Here is a 13,788-nt window from a genome sequence, read left to right as displayed (position 1 = left end):
CGTCGCCATCTCCAACCCGCTTCGTCAGTCGGTGGTGATCAAGGTACCGCCGAAGGCGGAAAGGATCCGTTCACCCCGAACTGCATTGACCGTCGCATGAAGCTGGTGCTGCTTCTGGATGGCCGCGGGCCAGCTTTGCCCGGCGGACCTGCGGCTCTGCCCGCGGGCACCGGCGCGGCAGTTCGGGGCCGGCTGCTGTCTCGGCCGAAGCATCGGCCCTGTCGCCGGGCGGGGGCTCAGAGCGACGCCACCGACTGTTCGACCCGGGCCCGTAGCTCTTCGGGCAGCGCGGCGTAACCGGTGGCTGCGGCCTTGTCCTGGCCCGCGCGGCTCGCGGCGTACCCCAGGAAGCTCTTGGCCAGTTCCGAGGAGCCCTGCCGGCAGGCGATCTCGTAGGTGACCAGGACGAGCGGGTACGCCAGCGGGTCGTCGATCCGGTAGTCGAGTTCCAGCCGCAGGTCGCCCCGGGCGCCGGTGACCTTGGCGCCGGACACCGTGCGGGCGGCTGCGGCGTCGCTCAGGGGCACGAAATCGCCGGCCGCGTTGCCGATTCTTGCGGTCGGCAGGTTGGAGAAGCGGGCGTACGAGGATTCGACGTAGCCGATCGCGCCGTCCGTGCGTTCGATCGCTGACACGACGCGGTTGCTGCCGTCGGCGGCCACACCGCCGGAGGCGGGCCAGGCCGAGCCCGTCTTCAGCGTCCAGTCGGCGGGGGCCGTGGCGGCCAGGAACTTCGTGAAGTTGTCGGTCGTGCCGGAGTTGTCGGAACGGTGCACCGGCCGGACGGGCGTGGACGGCAACGTCACGCCGGGGTTGTCGGCCTTGATCCTCGCGTCGTTCCAGCGGGTGATCCGGCCGGTGAAGATGCGGGCGATCGTGGGCGGGGACAGGTTGAGGTCGTCGACGCCGGTGACGGTGTACGCGAGGGCGATCGGGCCCACCACCATCGGCAGGTGCAGCACCGGGCCCCGGCAGCGCGCTGTCGCCTGTGCCTGTTCGGTGGCGGCGATCGGCGAGTCGGACCCCACGAAGTCGCCGGTGCCGGCGTAGAAGGAGCGGCGGCCCTGGCCGGAGCCCACACTGGCGTACTCGATGGTCGCCTCGGCACAGCTCACCTGGTAGTCCTTGATCCAGGCGCTCACGACGTTGGTCTGCGCCGACGAGCCCTGCGCGGTGATCGCGCCCGGGGCACAGTCGATCCAGGCGCGGTCGGGGGTGCTCGACGAGTCGCACGCGGCTACGCCGAGCAGCAGGAGGGCCGCGGCGATCACGCGGTTTCTCATGGCCGGCTCCTCAGCGGTACTCGGCGAAGCGTTTGCGGACCGACAGCGGCACCAGCAGGATCACCAGGCCCAGGGCTACGGCGGGGACGAACGGCCAGCCGGTGAGCAGGATGCCGGCGTCGCGCAGGGCCGTGTCGAAGTCGTCCCGGCGGGACGCGGCTATCTCGGCGACGGCCGCGTCGTAGTACGAGAAGTCGAAGGACGCGTCGCCGCGCCGGATGCCGGTCAGCGCGGTGACCGCTTCGGCCTTCCTTCCGGTGTCGGCGAGTTCGACGATCCGCTCGTGGCCGGCGCGGTACGCCTTCCAGCGCTCGACCACCTGCTCGGTGTAGTACGGGCCGATGTCGGGACCGCCGGCCACCGTCGGCAGACCGGAGTCGCCGGCCTCGAGCGCGTCGGCCTTGCGGTCGAAGTCCCGGCGGTAGACGTCGAGGCGATTGCTGATCAGGTAGCGCGACGTGTCGGCTGAGGCGTCGTAGCTGATCGCGCGGGCCCGGGTCAGGTCGAGGAACGGGATCAGGCTCTCGTCGCGGGCCCGGCTCAGCACCTGCCCCTGCAGGATCAGCACCGTCGCCATCGGCGCCAGCAGCAGCGCGGTCAGCACCGTGGCGGTGATCAGCGCCGGGTTGAACAGACGACGGAACCGCCGGGCCAGCCACACCTGGAACCCGATCAGCAGGATCAGCAGCAGCCCGCCCACGACCGCGGCGAGGGTCACCCCGGCGATCTCGGTCGCGCGCTTGCTTCCGTACGCCGAATCGAGCCTTTCCTCGCCGGCCTCGCGCAGGCTCGTGGCGGCGGGCAGCAGGTCGAGGTGGAGGACGTTGGTGGCCTGTGTGTAGTAGCCGGCGGCGGCCGGGCCCGCGGTGAGCGCCTGCCAGACGCGCTCGCGGTAGGCGCCCAGGTCGTGCAGGAGCCCGAGCACGATGGCGCGTTCCTCCTCGCTCGTCGCGGTGGTGAGCGAGCGTTGCAGGCTCTCGTCGACCTGGCGGCCGCGTTCCCGGTAGGCGCCGAGCGCGTCGATGTTGCTGCCGGCCAGGTCGTCGCGGCCGGAGGTGAGCACGAGACGGGCGACCTGGGCGTCCATGTCGCTGAGGGCGAAGTAGAGGTCGGCCGCGTTCGCCGCCTGCGGGGCCGCCTCGTCGCCGATGATGCGGGCCTGCTGCTGCACGCGGGCCATGACGAGGCAGGCCGCGACGAGCAGGACGGCGGCGGTCAGGGCGGTGGCGCCGGCCCAGAGCCGCAGCCGGGCCGGAGTCTCGGGCCGGAAGGCCCTTTGCACTACGGGCACGGCCTCAAGGTAATGCACCCACACCATTCTTCGATCATCGGAGGACGCCATTCCCGGCCGTTAACCCGGCGTCCATCCGCCATTCTTCAGGACGTTGCTCCGCGTAACCTCTGGTGCGGCATCGGCCGCCGCGAGTCGCGCGGCGACCTTGCCGCAGGCGTCCGACATCGTTCGCACGTCCACCACGATCTCACCCTCCGTATAAATTCTGGCCCCCTTTACGACGCCCGGACGGCTGGTATCGACGTCGGCGACCCCACACACGAAATGCTTGCGGAACGGCATTCGCACAATGACCCGAAATTGAATCCGGCCGCGCGGCGGGCACCGGTCCGGCCGCCATTCGGGACAGGACGGGCATCCCCGGCGCGATGCGGCACAATTCACCGGTGCGAATCGGTCGGATCCTGGCGGTGGCGGTCATCGTGCTCGCGTTGGTGGCGGGCTTCCTGACGTACGCGAGGGCGCAGTCCCAGCGCGCAGTCAGCCTCGCCCCGTCCGGGCAGCATCCGGTCGGCCGCCTGACCGATCTGTGGGTCGACCGGTCCCGCACCGACCAGTTCGCCCCCGTCGGTGGCACGCCCCGCATGCTGTCGACCTGGGTCTGGTATCCGGCCGCGGCCGGCGCGCGCGGTCCGGAGTCGGCCTACGCGCCGGGCGAATGGGCCGGTCTGCAGCGCTTCGGCTGGGCCACGACCAGGCTCGATCGCGTACGCACGGGAACCCGCGACGAGATCCCCTGGGCCCGGGGCCGCTTCCCGATCGTCGTGCTGCTGCCCGACCTGGGGCTTTCGGCCCCGCAGTACGCGGCGGTGGCCGCCGGACTGGCCGCGCGCGGCAACGTCGTGGTCGGGGTGACGCCGACCTACAGCTCGCGCCTCAGCGTCATCGACGGCCGCCCGGTCGCCGCCAGCGCCGCCGGCTCCTCGTCGGGCCGCGAGGACCAACTGGTCTCGGTGTGGGCAGCCGACGCGCGCTTCGCCTCCGCCCGCGCCGCCCAGCAGTTCGGGGCCCGGGCCGACAACAGCCGGATCGCGTACGTGGGTCACGGCCTGGGCGGCACAGCAGCGATCGAGGCGTGCCGCCTGGACGGCCGATGCGCCGCGGCGGTCTCGCTGGACGGCTCCCCCACCGGCGCCGCCGCCACCGACGGCTTCAGTCGCCCGCTGCTGCTGCTCAACGCCGGCCAGAGCCCGTCGATGCCCGGCCGCTCCTTCACCCTGACCGGCGCCGGCCGCCTGTCGTTCACCGACCTGGCCGCGTTCCGGGTGGCGGCGCCATTGCGCTGGGCGCTGCCGCTCGGCTCACTCGACGGCCGGCGGGCGCTGGACATCACCGTGGACTACACGGGCTCGTTCCTGCACTCCGCCGTCACCGGCGACACCTGGAAGGCGCCGGCCTACCCCGAGGTCCACGAGGCCACCGTCCTCAGCCGTTGAGATGTCACGTCTCCCCCGCGAGGCGCAGGGCATGGTCGAGCCTTCGCATCGCCGCCGACGACAGCGTCCCGACCCGCTCGACGAGGTGTTCCGCGGCCAGAGTGACCTGCCAGGTGCAGAAGATGCGGCCCTCGTGCGGCAACGCCAGGCGCACTACCCCGGCCGGATCGAGGCCCTCCGGTGCGCCGATCGGCACCTCGATGCCGGTGATCTGCGATCCACGACCGGTCCCGGCTTCGGCCGGAAGCTCGTCCACGTCCAGAAAGCTGAAGCCGCGCTTCTGCTCGGCAGTGGCGGGAGGAACCACCTGGATCGCCCGCAGCACCGCGCTGCCCGGCTCGTGGACGCTCAGCAACACGACAGGCTGCGGACCGTCCAAGTCGATCCGCCATACCTCGCCGCGCTCCACAGCTGAACCGTAGCGGTATTGTGTGGTTCGTGACTGCCGGGTCGGCCTTGGGCCATTACCGAGTGGGGCGCCCGGCTGAGGCGTGACCCGCGGGCGGGCCCGTGGCCCGCCGCTGCTTTCTGTTCCGCCCGTTTGCTCTTTCCTTCCGGGACCGACAGAAAGCGACCCATGCCCAACCCTTTCAACCAGCAGATCATCGACGAGTTCCGCGCCAACGGAGGCCGCGTGGGCGGCCCGTTCGCCGGCAGCGAGCTGATCCTCCTGACGACCCGGGGCGCCCGCTCCGGCAACGCGCACACCACTCCCCTGGGCGTCCAGCCCGACGGCGAACGCATCCTGGTGATCGCCTCGGCCGCGGGCGCGCCGCAGAACCCGGACTGGTTCCACAACGTCCGGAAGCATCCACGGGTGACCGTCGAAACCGGCTCCGAGACGTACGAGGCGACGGCCGTTCCCCTGACCGGCGAGGAACGGGATCAGGCGTTCGCGCGCGCGGCCGCCGACGACCCCGGGTGGGCGGACTACCAGGCCAAGACGACCAGGACGATCCCCGTGGTGGCCCTGAGCCGGATCTGAGAACAGCGGCGGGCTCGTCAAGCTGTTGAGCGGCGCCGAAGGAGCGTGACCACGCACGCAGGTCGCCCGGGCGGGGTGAGCGTTCCGGGCGCGCCAGCGCCCTGCTCGCCCCGCCCGGGCCCTCGACGGGAGTTGCGGTCCGTACCACCCACCCCGCTACGACATCTGCATCTTGGCCCTTGCCGTCGGTCCGCGGAAAACTCAGGCGATTTTCAGCAGATAATTGTCCAACGCCGCGTACGACTGTTCCGCTCCGCTTTCCATGCCGGATTGGATCATGCCGTCGCGGTCCTCCTGGGAGTCGAAGGTGGAGGTCGACGTCACCGTGGTGCGGCCGTTCTCCTCGGTGAAGACGTACTGCTCGGTCAGGATGTGGCCGGCCATCGGCTCGTACTCGAAGGTCCAGGTGAAGCTGTTGGGCGCATCGATGGCCTTGATCTCGCCGCGAAAGGCGTGCTCGTTTCCGTCGGCGTGCTCGACGAAGCGCCACCTGCCGCCGACCCGGAAGTCGATCTCGACGTCGAGCGGGTTGCCCCGGCCCCACCAGTGACGGATGTGCTCCGGCTGGGTGTGGCAGGCGAAAACGACGTCGCGCGGCGCGGCGAAACTGCGGCTCATCACGAGGGTCTTGTCGGTGGGGGTTTCCACGGCGATGCTCACGATTCCTCCTCGGAAGCGAGTTGGCCCAGATAGGTGTCGAGCGCGTCGTACCTTTCCGCCCACAGCCGTTCGTATTGCGACGCCCAATCCGCGACCGTGCGCACCTGGGCGGGGACGATGCGGCACCAGCGCCGCTGGGCCTCGCGGGTGCGGACGATCAGGCCGGCCGCCTCGAGCACGTTCAGGTGTTTGGACACGGCCTGGGCGCTGATGGGAAAGGCTCCGGCGAGTTCCCCCGAGGTCGCGTCGCCCGTGGCGAGCCGGGCGAGGATCGCGCGGCGCGTGGGGTCGGCGAGAGCGGAGAAGACGCCGTCGATCTGATCCGGCATGACAACCACCTGGTTTATAAACTGATAGGTTGAACATACGCTCTCGCGCCGGAAAGTCAAACCCCCGTCGGGTACGTCTCGAGTTCGTGGGTGTCCACATGCAGCGGATGCAGCGGGCGCAGAGCGCGCGTCTCGTCGAACCAGAGGAACGCGTCGTAGCGGTCGCCGATCACCGACGGCACGTAGTTGGCCAGTCGTTCCTGCTCGGGGCGGTAGACGACGCCGATCGCCCGGTGCGGCAGCTCGTCGACGAGCACATCGGGCCGCTCCCCCAGCGGCGGGAAGACGAACAGCGCCCGCGGCGGGGCCGTCGCGTGCAGCACGTCCTCGAGCGAGCCGGGACGACCGGGCGGCACCGGCAGCTCGGCCATCGGCGCGCCCCACGTGCGGCCGGCGATCACCGAGCCGCGGTGGCCGCCCAGGCCGACCAGCACGACCCGGTCGGCGCCGAAGCGCTCGCGGGCCAGCGAACCGATCGTGACCTCGCCCAGCGCGGCCTGGTCGGTGGCGTTGGCGTCGCCGACGTGCGTGTTGTGCGCCCAGACGACCGCCCGCGAGCCGTCGCCGTAGTGATCGAGCAGGCGGGCCAGCGTGGCGTCCATGTGGCGGTCGCGCACGTTCCACGCCGTCGGGCCGCCGGCGACCATCGCGCGATAGTAGTGCTCCGCCCCGGCCACCACCTCGGCGTTCTGCCACACGGCGAGGTCGCGCCCGCGCAGGTCGATGAGCATCCGGACGACGGCGTCCGCGCAGCTCGCCCGCAGGAACTTCGCCGCCCACGCGTACGACTGCGGGTCCTCCGAGTACGCCGAGAGGCAGTGATAGGCGGCCAGCGCCGGCTCGACGCCGTCGGGATCGTGCTCGCGCAGCCAGGTCAGGATCTCGCGCAGCGACTCCCACATCGAGTAGACGTCGAGGCCGTGGAACCCGACCGGCACGTCCCGGCCGGCGTTGAACGTGCGCAGCCAGTCGGCGAAGTCGACGACCTCCTCGTTGCCCCACATCCACGTCGGCCACCGTTCGTAACCGAGCAGGGCCTCGATCGGCGTCGCGCTGCCACCCCGAACGGACGCGTCGACGCGCTCGCAGTCCGGCCAGTCCCCCTCGACCGCGACGAACGAGAAGCCACGCTCCGCGATCAGGCGCCGGGTCAGCGCGGACCGCCACACGTAGTACTCGTGCGTCCCGTGGCTGGCCTCGCCGATCATCACGACCCGCGCGTCGCCTACCCGGTCGAGCAGGACGTCGAGGTCCCCCTCGTCGACCAGGGGCCGGGCGATGGCGGCTACCTCATCCCCGTACCGGTGCATGGGGTGGACGTACCCCGACCGGTTCGTCCCATACGTCCGACATTCGGCGGGCCCAGCGCTGACCCGGCAGCTCGAGGTAGCGGTGGGTCACCCACGAAGTGGCAAAGACCACGCACAGGTACGCGAGGCCGAGCGCGAACTGCGACCCGAGCCCCAGTCCGGCCGGGAACAGTGGCCGCATCACCAGCAACAGCACGTAGTGGTTCAGATAGACCGAGTAGCTGACCACGCCGATCCAGGCCAGCCACCGCGGCGTACGCCATCGGCGGGTCAGCAGGCCGGCGGCGAACGCGCCCGCGAACACCAGCAGCGTGATCACCGCCCGGGCCACGTAGCGCGGGGTCAGGGCGTCCAGCGACACCAGCTCGGCCGACCAGTTGAACAGCAGCCCGGCCGCCACCACCGGCGCCACGACGGCGACCGGCCACCAGCCGGTGCGGCCGCTGTCCGCCCGGTAGATCGTCGTGCCGGTGAACATGACCGCCACGATGAGCAGCCCGTCCCAGGCGTGCGACGGGGCGGCGCCCGCGGTCACCAGGGTCAGCGCCAAGCCACCGAGCACCACCGCACCCGCGGTGACCGCCCACCGGCGCCTGCTGAGCAGGGCGACCAGGCCGAGGGCGAGCGCCGCGGCGGCGTACGGCGTACGCACGGCCTGGGGCGCCAGCGGGGCGGTCAGGACGGCGCCGACGGCCAGCAGCACGGCGACGACACTGTCGGCCCGATGCAGGCGGAGCGCGAACAGCGCCGCGACGAGCAGGTAGAAGACCATCTCGAAGCTGAGCGTCCAGAACACCGGGCTGGCCGGGACGACGCCGAGCAGGAACGGCACCATCGTCGCGTGGGCCACGGCGGCCGTCGCCGGGTCGGCCGGGCGGTAGTAGCCGAGCACCACGACCGCGAGCGCAACCGCGGCGTAGAGCGGAAGCAGACGACCGGCGCGGCCCACCCAGAACCGGCGCAGGCTGCCGTGCCGCTCCAGCGAGGCCGGAATGATGTACCCGCTGACCAGGAAGAACAGCATGACCCCGGCCGGCCCCGCGTGCAGCCACTCGGCGCTGACGGCGCGAGCGTCGGTGAGCACGTAACGGCTCTGGTGGGCGTAGAGGACGAGCAGGACAGCAACGGCCCGCAGCCCGTCGAGCCAAGCCATCCGCGGCGCGGCAGGCATCCGGGCACCATACGCCGTCAGACCGCGAACAGCTCCAGAGTCGCCGGCAGCTGGCTGTGCAGCGGCTCGGGAAGGGCGTCGAGCGGGAACCAGCCGAGTTCGTCGAACTTGTGCGGCTCACCGATCCGGGCCGCCGCCGGATCCAGGCGCACGGCGAAGACGATCGCCACCCAGTGCGAGCCCGGGCGCAGCACATTGCGGACACCCAGCAGGTCGATCGTCAGCGGCGGGGTCGCGTACTCCTCGGTGACCTCGCGGGTGACCGCCTGCTCGAAGGTCTCGCCGAACTCGAGGGCGCCGGCCCCGCAGTCCCAGGCGCCGGGCTCGTCGCGAGCACGGGCGGATCGACGGGCGAGCAGGATGCGCCCCTCGCCGTCGTGGCAGACGAAAACACAGGAAACGTCGGGGCCTCTCATGGAGATCATCATTCCGCATCGATGATCAGACCAATACCTACGGTAAAAGTCCGGTATCGGGTGATCGAAGGGACCCGATATAGCGTATGTTCTCCTACCGGTCCACCGTGGACCTCGATCTTGTCTAGGGGAGCCTTGGTGGAGGACCAGAAGCGCGAGGATCCCGTACTGGTGCGGCCGTACGTCAAGGCCGTGGCCGAGGCCGAACGGGCGCCCGACGAGGAGCCCGAGACCTGGCCCGCGCCTGCCGATCAGAAGGACGAGGCCGACACCCTCGTCCAGCCGGCCGTCGAGGACGAGCCGCCCGAGCCGGGCAAGCCGCGGCTGACCATGCACCCGCTGGCCCGGGCCGGAATCTTCGTGGGCGGTGTCGCCCTGGCGCTCGGCGTGGTCGGCTACCTGATCTTCGGACCGGCCGCCGACCCGGCCCTGCCTCAGCCCGGCGTGGCCCTGCCCGCCGCACCGGGCCAGGCGCCGCTCGACCAGATCCCCAGCGTCGCGCCCTCGGCGAAGGGATCGGTCAGCCCGTCGGCGAGCGTCTCGGCCAGCCCTTCGGTGTCGGCCTCGCCCAGCGCGTCGGTCCAGTCGCTGGCGCCGCTCGTGCCGACCGGCTCGGTGCCTCCGCCGACGAGCGCAGCCGCGCCGCCGGCGGCCGACCCGACCCTGGCCCCGCCCGCGTCCGATCGCACCGGCAAGGTCACGGCGGCCAGCGGCCGCTGCCTCGCGCTGGGCAGCCTGTTCGGCTCGAACGGCAGCCCGGTGCAGGTCTCCGGCTGCATGTCCGTGGCCTACCAGTCGTTCACCCTCGCCACCGACGGCACTCTGCGGGTCAACGACAAGTGCGCGCAGTCGACCGGTGACGGCACGGTCCGGGTCACCGACTGCGGCGACGGTGAGTCGTCCCAGTGGCGGGCCGGCGGCGACGGCACTCTGATCAACTCGTCCGGCGGCGGCTGCCTGACCGACCCCGGCCGGTCCGGCGCCACGACCACGGTCAGCGCGTGCTCGGGCGACTCGAGCCAGACGTGGTCGCTGCCTTAGAGGCGAGCTTCGCGCGGTACATCGCGGCGTCGGCCTCGCGCAGCAGGCCCTCCGGGTCGGAACCGTCGCGGCTCAGGGCCACGCCGATGCTCACCCCGACCGTGACCCGGCCGCCGTCGATGGCGTAGGGCTCGGTCAGCCGGGCGGCGATGCTGTCCTTCACCAGCCGCTCGGCGCCGTCGGTGGGCAGGCCGTCGAGCAGCACCACGAACTCGTCGCCGCCGAGCCGGGCCACCGTGTCCGACTCGCGCAGCAGGCCGGTCAGGCGCCGGGCCACCTCGATCAGCAGCACGTCGCCGGCGGCGTGGCCGAGCGAGTCGTTGACCGCCTTGAAGCCGTTGAGGTCGAGCAGCAGCACGGCGAAGCGGTGGCCGGGCTGCCGGGCGGCGCGCAGTCCGGCCTGAAGCATCCGATCGGCCAGCAGCACCCGGTTGGGCAGGCCGGTCAGCGGGTCGTGCAGGGCCGCGTCGCGCAGTTGCTCCTCCTGCTCGCGCAGCGCGGAAACCATCGCGCCCCGGTCGAGGGCCGCGGCCAGCAGGGCGCCCGACTGGTTCATCATCTCGCTGCCGGGCGGGGTGCTCTGCTGGATGTGGCCGACCGCGGCCAGCACGCCCCAGTCGCGGGTCGCGCTGCGCACCGGCACGACGAAGACAGCGTCACCGGCCGCGCCGTCGGCCAGCTCGAACAGCTCCCGGGGCGGGAACTCGCTGACCGGCATCGTCGTGCCGGCCAGCTCGTGCCCGGTCGGATACTCGCCCTCGATCCGCAGTTCGGTGTCGAGCGCGGGCACGGCGCCGTCGCGCCACAGACCGAGGCAACCGGCGAAGGCCGTGGTGCGCTTCAGCCAGGCCATCTCGCGGGGATCGCGGTCGTGCGGGCCGAGCAGGTCGATGCCGAGCTCGTGCTGCACGTTCAGCGTCTCCTGGAGGCTGCACACCTGGCCGAACAGGTAGCGGGTGAGGTCCTCGGTGACGGGCAGGCCGCTCGGCGGGCAGCCGCACGAGTCGCGCCGCACGAACGAGGCCGGCACCCGGTGGACGACCCGGGGCGGGTCGAGCCGGCCGATCAGCCCGCTCAGCAGCCCGATCGCGGCCGCGCCGATCCGGTCCGCGGACTGCCGCACGGTCGAGAGGCTGGGCTTCATGTACATGGCGCCGGCCACGTCGTCGAAGCCGACCACCGCCAGGTCGCCGGGGACGTGATGGCCGAGGCCGGTCAGCCGGCGGATCACGCCCATCGCGTTGCGGTCGGTGCCGCACACCACGGCCGTGGTCGGCATCCCGGCCGCCACCAGCAGGTCGGCCACCAGCTCGCCGCCGCTCTCGTGGTTGTCGATGGTGTCGAACAGCAGGCCGGGCGGCGGGGTCAGTCCGTGTTCGCGCAGCGCGGTCACGTAACCCGCGTGCCTCTCCCGAATGTCGAAGTGGGCCACGTGCCCGGCGAACGCTATCCGTTCGTGACCGTGCTCGAGCAGGTGCGTGACCGCGGCCTGGACGCCGCCGCTGTTGTCGGTGAGGACAGCCGAGCAGTCGGCCAGCTCGTGGCCGACGGTCACCACGGGGATGCCCACGTCCCGCAGCGATTTCCCGTACGACTCGGAGATCGCCCCGGCCAGCACGATGACCCCGGCCAGATGCCGCCACGCGACCGGCCGCCGGTAGTCGGGTACCCCGCTGCGGTCGGCGTTGTACGAGCCCGGATCGAGCGTCTGCAGCGCGAGGAGGCGGTCGCCTGCGCGCACGGCCGCCTCGTTCGCCCCAGCGATGATGGTCCCGTAGTAGTCGCCCCCGACGAAGGGCGACAGGACACCGTACGTGCGACCACCCACGGCCGACATGATCTCCCGAAATCAGCCGTCAAGGGTCGCAGATGAGAGATATCGGCGCAAATCCTGGGTTTCCCCGCTGACCGGCCGGGCGGCCAGGATGCAGGTGTCGTCGTCGGGATTGGTGCGCCGCAGCCGCGAGAGCAGCTGGGCCAGCGGCTGCCCGGGGGCGGCCCGCACGGCCTCGTCGACGGTGGCGATCACCGAGGCCAGGCCGTCGTCGGGGCCGCGGCGGCGGTGCTCGACCAGCCCGTCGGTGTAGAGCAGCAGCACGTCACCGACCCGGAAGTCGAGCCGGGCGGTCTGGTAGGTCGCGTCCTCGACCACGCCCAGCATCGGGCCCTCGGGCCGTTCCAGCGCAGCCGTGCGGCCGCCCCGGCTCAGCAGCGGCGGCGGGTGACCGGCCTGGGCCCAGACGATCTCGTTGCGGGCCGGGTGGAAGCGGGCGACCACGGCGGTGGACGCCAGCTCGGGCGTCTCGCGGGCCAGCTCGCACGACAGCGTGTTCAGGTGTTTGAGCAGCTCGGCCGGGCAGCTGGTGGTGACCGCCAGCGCGCGCAGTGCGTGCCGCAGCTGGGCCATGGTGGTGGCGGCCGGTGTGCCGTGCCCGGCGACGTCGCCCACGGCCAGCAGCACCGAGCCGTCGCGCAGCTCGGCCGCGTGGTACCAGTCGCCGCCGACCAGGTCTTCCTGACCGGCCGGCAGGTAGCGAAGCGCCACCTTGAGCCCGGGCAGCACGATCGGGCCGTCGGGGATGGGCAGGATGATCCGCTGGAGCCGGGCGGCCAGCTCGTGCTCGGCGGCCAGGCTGCGGCGCTGCTCATCGAGCTGCCGCTCGACGTCGGCCAGCCGCTTGGCGCCCGCCTCCTGCGCGGTGACGTCCTGCACGATGCCGTAGACGCGCAGCGGGCGGCCGTCGGCGTCACGGCTGGCGTCGGCCACCGTACGCAGATGTTTGACCCGCCCGTTGACGCGCACCCGGGTGACCACGTCGACCCGCTCGCCTCGATCGAGCTGGGCCTTGGCCGCGGCCCGCAGGGGCTCGTCCGCCTCGACCGCGCTGCCGTCGGCGGCGCCCGGGGCGAGCGGGCCGAGCCTCGGGTCGCGCTCGTAGATGCGGTAGAGCTGGTCGGACCAGTAGACCTCGCCGCTGACCAGGTCCCACTCCCCCCAGCCGAGGTTGCCGAGGCGCTCGGTGCTGGCCAGCCGGTCGCCCAGCCCGCCCGGGACCTCGTCGTGCCTGGTCCAGTTGACCAACAGCCCCTCGCCGAGCCGGTGGGCCCGCACCGTGTACATCCCGTCGCGGTGTGCGAACGGGCCGAGCACGGTGGGTGCCCCGGTGTCGAGAACCTGCTGGTAAACGGCCCAGCGGTCGCTCGCCACGACCTCGGGGAAGTGCTCCGAGGTGCGCAGGCCGAGCAGCTGGGCGCCGCGCAGGCCGTTCGGGGCGACCGCCTCGGGGCTCGCCGCGACCCAGACCAGCTCGGTCAGCCGGCCGGCGGGGTCACGTTCGGCGCTGAGGAAGGCGGCCATGCCGGGCGTGATGTCGAGGACCCGCTGCACCATGCCGATCCACGGCGCGAACCGGCGCACCGGCACGGTGACCTGGAGCGGGACGCGACCGATGTCGAGGCCCGACATCATCGGGGTGTCGGAGTCGGCCACGTCGAGCAGACGGATCACGCTGGTCGCCACCTCGAGCAGGCCGCGGTTCTCTTCGGTGGCCATGCGCAGCAGATGACGATGAGCGTCGGCCAGGCGGCAGCGGGCCCGGCCGGCCAGCAGGCCGACCGCGCGCTCGATGGTGAGGCGGCCCGCCTCGCCGGCCCCGGGCGGGGCGCTCGGGCGGAGGCTCTCGACCGCCGCCGCGTACGCCTGTGTCACTGCATGGCCTCCCCAGGCTCAGTTGTCCGGTTCCTGAATACGCCGGCGGAGCGGGGGTCGTCATCGGCCGTTCATCTCGACCGCTCGCTACCTGCGGCGGGACGGGACGCTGGTCACCCGACCGGGGGTGCCCCGATGGGGTGGCGCAAGGGGT

Annotated in this window: 14 protein-coding genes; 3 read left to right on the top strand and 11 right to left on the bottom strand. The window is 72.1% G+C overall.

The window, feature by feature from the left end:
* Positions 1–236 precede the first annotated feature (236 nt).
* Genes pstS through LXN57_RS19485 form a run of 3 tightly spaced genes read right to left on the bottom strand, consistent with a single transcriptional unit; the run spans position 237 to position 2,859 of the window.
* Positions 237–1,283 (bottom strand): phosphate ABC transporter substrate-binding protein PstS, encoded by a 1,047-nt coding sequence (gene pstS, locus LXN57_RS19495; RefSeq protein WP_251799607.1) that lies wholly within the window; start codon positions 1,281–1,283, stop codon positions 237–239.
* 10 nt (positions 1,284–1,293) lie between these two features.
* Positions 1,294–2,574, bottom strand: a complete 1,281-nt coding sequence (locus LXN57_RS19490; RefSeq protein WP_251799606.1) for a GlnX family signal transduction membrane protein — start codon at positions 2,572–2,574, stop codon at positions 1,294–1,296.
* Positions 2,575–2,634: 60 nt separating this feature from the next.
* The gene (locus LXN57_RS19485) at positions 2,635–2,859 is read right to left on the bottom strand and encodes a hypothetical protein (RefSeq protein ID WP_251799605.1); all 225 of its coding nucleotides are present in this window, start codon (positions 2,857–2,859) and stop codon (positions 2,635–2,637) included.
* A 104-nt stretch (positions 2,860–2,963) separates the two neighbouring features.
* Here LXN57_RS19485 and LXN57_RS19480 point away from each other — a divergent pair, with 104 nt between their 5' ends.
* The gene (locus tag LXN57_RS19480) at positions 2,964–4,013 is read left to right on the top strand and encodes an alpha/beta hydrolase family protein (RefSeq protein ID WP_251799604.1); all 1,050 of its coding nucleotides are present in this window, start codon (positions 2,964–2,966) and stop codon (positions 4,011–4,013) included.
* 4 nt (positions 4,014–4,017) lie between these two features.
* On the opposite strand, the gene LXN57_RS19475 is transcribed toward LXN57_RS19480, so the two are convergent.
* On the bottom strand, positions 4,018–4,422 hold the full coding sequence (locus LXN57_RS19475; RefSeq protein ID WP_251799603.1) for a hypothetical protein: 405 nt from the start codon (positions 4,420–4,422) through the stop codon (positions 4,018–4,020).
* A gap of 168 nt (positions 4,423–4,590) precedes the next feature.
* On the opposite strand from LXN57_RS19475, the gene LXN57_RS19470 reads away from it, so the two are divergent.
* The gene (locus tag LXN57_RS19470) at positions 4,591–4,998 is read left to right on the top strand and encodes a nitroreductase family deazaflavin-dependent oxidoreductase (RefSeq protein ID WP_251799602.1); all 408 of its coding nucleotides are present in this window, start codon (positions 4,591–4,593) and stop codon (positions 4,996–4,998) included.
* Between the two features lie 201 nt (positions 4,999–5,199).
* Here the strand turns inward: LXN57_RS19470 and LXN57_RS19465 are convergent, their stop codons facing one another.
* The 5 genes from LXN57_RS19465 to LXN57_RS19445 are packed head-to-tail and all read right to left on the bottom strand — an operon-like array spanning position 5,200 to position 8,884.
* Positions 5,200–5,658: an SRPBCC family protein gene (locus LXN57_RS19465; protein ID WP_251799601.1), complete on the bottom strand. Its 459-nt coding sequence runs from the start codon at positions 5,656–5,658 to the stop codon at positions 5,200–5,202.
* Positions 5,655–5,987: an ArsR/SmtB family transcription factor gene (locus tag LXN57_RS19460; RefSeq protein WP_251799600.1), complete on the bottom strand. Its 333-nt coding sequence runs from the start codon at positions 5,985–5,987 to the stop codon at positions 5,655–5,657. Before LXN57_RS19460 ends, LXN57_RS19465 begins: the two co-directional genes overlap by 4 nt.
* A gap of 56 nt (positions 5,988–6,043) precedes the next feature.
* Positions 6,044–7,297: an erythromycin esterase family protein gene (locus LXN57_RS19455; protein ID WP_251799599.1), complete on the bottom strand. Its 1,254-nt coding sequence runs from the start codon at positions 7,295–7,297 to the stop codon at positions 6,044–6,046.
* The gene (locus LXN57_RS19450; protein WP_251799598.1) at positions 7,278–8,468 is read right to left on the bottom strand and encodes an acyltransferase family protein; all 1,191 of its coding nucleotides are present in this window, start codon (positions 8,466–8,468) and stop codon (positions 7,278–7,280) included. Before LXN57_RS19450 ends, LXN57_RS19455 begins: the two co-directional genes overlap by 20 nt.
* A 17-nt stretch (positions 8,469–8,485) precedes the next feature.
* Positions 8,486–8,884, bottom strand: a complete 399-nt coding sequence (locus tag LXN57_RS19445) for an NUDIX domain-containing protein (protein WP_251799597.1) — start codon at positions 8,882–8,884, stop codon at positions 8,486–8,488.
* A 138-nt stretch (positions 8,885–9,022) separates the two neighbouring features.
* Here LXN57_RS19445 and LXN57_RS19440 point away from each other — a divergent pair, with 138 nt between their 5' ends.
* Positions 9,023–9,925, top strand: a complete 903-nt coding sequence (locus LXN57_RS19440; protein ID WP_251799596.1) for a ricin-type beta-trefoil lectin domain protein — start codon at positions 9,023–9,025, stop codon at positions 9,923–9,925.
* On the opposite strand, the gene LXN57_RS19435 is transcribed toward LXN57_RS19440, so the two are convergent.
* On the bottom strand, positions 9,879–11,753 hold the full coding sequence (locus LXN57_RS19435; RefSeq protein ID WP_285904644.1) for a substrate-binding and GGDEF domain-containing protein: 1,875 nt from the start codon (positions 11,751–11,753) through the stop codon (positions 9,879–9,881). The genes LXN57_RS19440 and LXN57_RS19435 overlap by 47 nt on opposite strands.
* A 21-nt stretch (positions 11,754–11,774) precedes the next feature.
* The gene (locus LXN57_RS19430; RefSeq protein ID WP_251799594.1) at positions 11,775–13,634 is read right to left on the bottom strand and encodes a SpoIIE family protein phosphatase; all 1,860 of its coding nucleotides are present in this window, start codon (positions 13,632–13,634) and stop codon (positions 11,775–11,777) included.
* Positions 13,635–13,788 lie beyond the last annotated feature (154 nt).

It is taken from the genome of Paractinoplanes hotanensis (genome assembly GCF_023717965.1).
Lineage (GTDB): Bacteria > Actinomycetota > Actinomycetes > Mycobacteriales > Micromonosporaceae > Actinoplanes > Actinoplanes polyasparticus.
The sequence above is the reverse complement of the archived record's forward strand: the minus strand, read 5'-3'. Positions and strand labels throughout refer to the sequence as shown.

Bases quoted from the DNA above. Each gene is read 5' to 3' on its own strand.
- pstS (WP_251799607.1), bottom strand. From the start codon at position 1,283: ATGAGAAACCGCGTGATCGCCGCGGCCCTCCTGCTGCTCGGCGTAGCC.
- LXN57_RS19445 (WP_251799597.1), bottom strand. From the start codon at position 8,884: ATGAGAGGCCCCGACGTTTCCTGTGTTTTCGTCTGCCACGACGGCGAG.
- LXN57_RS19470 (WP_251799602.1), top strand. From the start codon at position 4,591: ATGCCCAACCCTTTCAACCAGCAGATCATCGACGAGTTCCGCGCCAAC.
- LXN57_RS19460 (WP_251799600.1), bottom strand. From the start codon at position 5,987: ATGCCGGATCAGATCGACGGCGTCTTCTCCGCTCTCGCCGACCCCACG.
- LXN57_RS19485 (WP_251799605.1), bottom strand. From the start codon at position 2,859: ATGCCGTTCCGCAAGCATTTCGTGTGTGGGGTCGCCGACGTCGATACC.
- LXN57_RS19455 (WP_251799599.1), bottom strand. From the start codon at position 7,297: ATGCACCGGTACGGGGATGAGGTAGCCGCCATCGCCCGGCCCCTGGTC.
- LXN57_RS19450 (WP_251799598.1), bottom strand. From the start codon at position 8,468: ATGCCTGCCGCGCCGCGGATGGCTTGGCTCGACGGGCTGCGGGCCGTT.